Annotated in this window: 3 protein-coding genes; all 3 read right to left on the reverse strand. The window is 57.0% G+C overall.

Annotated features, from left to right (window positions below; translation table 11 throughout):
* Positions 1–209: 209 nt before the first annotated feature.
* Positions 210–590, reverse strand: a complete 381-nt coding sequence (locus AC0L23_RS39830) for a response regulator (protein ID WP_473358405.1) — start codon at positions 588–590, stop codon at positions 210–212.
* Between the two features lie 9 nt (positions 591–599).
* The gene (locus tag AC0L23_RS39835) at positions 600–992 is read right to left on the reverse strand and encodes a response regulator (protein ID WP_473299314.1); all 393 of its coding nucleotides are present in this window, start codon (positions 990–992) and stop codon (positions 600–602) included.
* Between the two features lie 79 nt (positions 993–1,071).
* Entirely contained in the window at positions 1,072–1,389 is a 318-nt protein-coding gene (locus tag AC0L23_RS39840; protein WP_473358406.1) for a hypothetical protein, read from the reverse strand.
* Between the last annotated feature and the right edge of the window lie 656 nt (positions 1,390–2,045).

Below are 2,045 nucleotides of genomic sequence, written 5' to 3' on the forward strand. Positions count from 1 at the left end.
GTCCATCCGGGCAACCCTCGTCGCAACATCGAGGGTGAGTCGCCTCATTTTGTGGGGGGACATACAGTCTAGCGGACCACCAGTGCTTGCGCGGGCCGAGTAGCAGACAGAATCGAGGCCCGGCGTGAAACCACACCGAGCCCCGTGCCCGCAACGGCTTGGGCGGCAAGCCGCCTCTGGGCTCGATGCATTTACGACGCTTCGCCGCCTTAGTCTTGATCCTTATCAGGCTGCCGGTTCGACCAGATCGCGTCGATGGTCCGGTTTAGCATTTCGATCGCGCAGGGCTTATGCAACACGGGTCTGTCCTTGAATTGCTCCGGCACGCCACCCGAACCATAACCGCTCAGAAAAAAGAACGGGCGTCCCCGGGCCGCAATCGCCTCGGCAACTGGTTGAACATTGAAGCCCTGCAAATTGATGTCGAGAATGGCAAAATCGTATTGCTCGGTTTCAGCGAACGATCGCGCCTGATCCAGATGCCCCGCTTCGACGACAACCTTATGTCCAAGCTCCTCGATCATCTCGACGAGCATCATGCGAATTATCGCTTCATCTTCGACCAGGAGTATCGATGCTGGACGGTCCACGGTGGGCTCTCAGTTGCCGGACACCGGCATTGAGCCGACATTCAAAAGCTGCGAGACGGCTGTTACGATTTGCGCGGGCGCAAAGGGCTTTCGAAGAAGGATGCTGTTCGGAACGCCTTGGATGGCCCACTCGTCCGCCGCAGCGCCTGTCATGTACACCACCGGGAAATTCGGATCGACTTCGCGGGCGGCGCGAGCGACGTCCCAACCATTAAACCGACCTAGCAAATTGATATCTGTGACGAGGGCGCTGTAGTTGGTCTGACCCCCCTTCAGCAGAGTAACCGCTTCCTCACCCGTTCGCGCAGTAGCTGGCTCGAAGCCGCCCTCGTTCAACACGTCCGCGACCACACCTTGAACTGCTTCATCGTCCTCGACGACAAGTATAGTCGGTAATTCCACGAACTCCCCCTTCCACTCGCACTCTGCCCGGACGTGACAAAGTGGACAGAAGGAAAAAGTTCCGCAACGGAACAGAAGATTATGTTGGCCCAGTCGATGGCGCCCGTTTCTTGTTTCCCTTTGCTTTCTGCCGCAGGAAACTCACCGAAATCTCCTCGCCGTTGACGCGGTCGAGCTGACAGCGACGATAGGCTAGGCCCGTGCAGGGCAGCAGCAAGAAGAACTCGGACAGAGCCAAGCCTTCGATTGAGGTTTCAACTTGAAGTGTTGCGTTGGCTTCTGACACATCCTTGATGGTGCATGACCGCCGCCAAGTGCCGTCGATAGCCATCATATGCGCGGGGAGCGCATGCTCGAAGGTGACGCGTCGTCCCTCTTGTTCCGTTTCTTTTGTCATTGCCGGTACTCAGATCGTCTTCGTACCTCCTAGTATGAAATCGACTAAGAGCTCGTAACCGAATTTGGGAAAAAGCAGCAAAGACGCGCCCCCGAACCGGGGCATCTCCACAAAGTCTTAATTGCTTTCAGGCCACTTCCGTACTGTTCTGCCGACGCCTCCCTAAGACTGCTCGCGCTATAGGTAAGCCCGCCGCGCGGAAATTTATCGCGGGAACAAGTTGCAATTTGGGGCGTTAGGGGGGCGTTGCAGGGGGAATCATCGTGCCGACCACTGAGTACTATTTGAAGCAAGCCGAAATTGCGTCCCGGATGGCATTGTCAGAACCCGACTCTGAAAAAGCGAGAGCCATGCATATCCTCGCCTTGGACTATTTCGACAAGGCTTACCGTGCGCAGGTCCGAGAAGCGCCGCCACCGCATCCGACCAGCTCATGCAACATCATCCAGTTGAGACGGCCATAGTTGACGGTTCAGATGTCACCGCTTGGACCGTCCGCAAAGTAGCGGAGCGTTTCGTTGAGGTCCGTTTGGTATGGCAAGGCGGACTAAATTTGCTCACGCTGAGTTCTTCGCATTTTGTGAAGGGTTTCGGATGCCGGCCGCATGATTGACGGCGCGGCACATTCGGGCGGCCGGCGTCCGAAAGCCTCCAAG

The organism is Bradyrhizobium sp. MI1.4 (assembly GCF_055811315.1).

Coding starts and splice junctions, on each gene's coding strand:
- AC0L23_RS39840 (WP_473358406.1), bottom strand. CDS start 1,389: ATGACAAAAGAAACGGAACAAGAGGGACGACGCGTCACCTTCGAGCAT.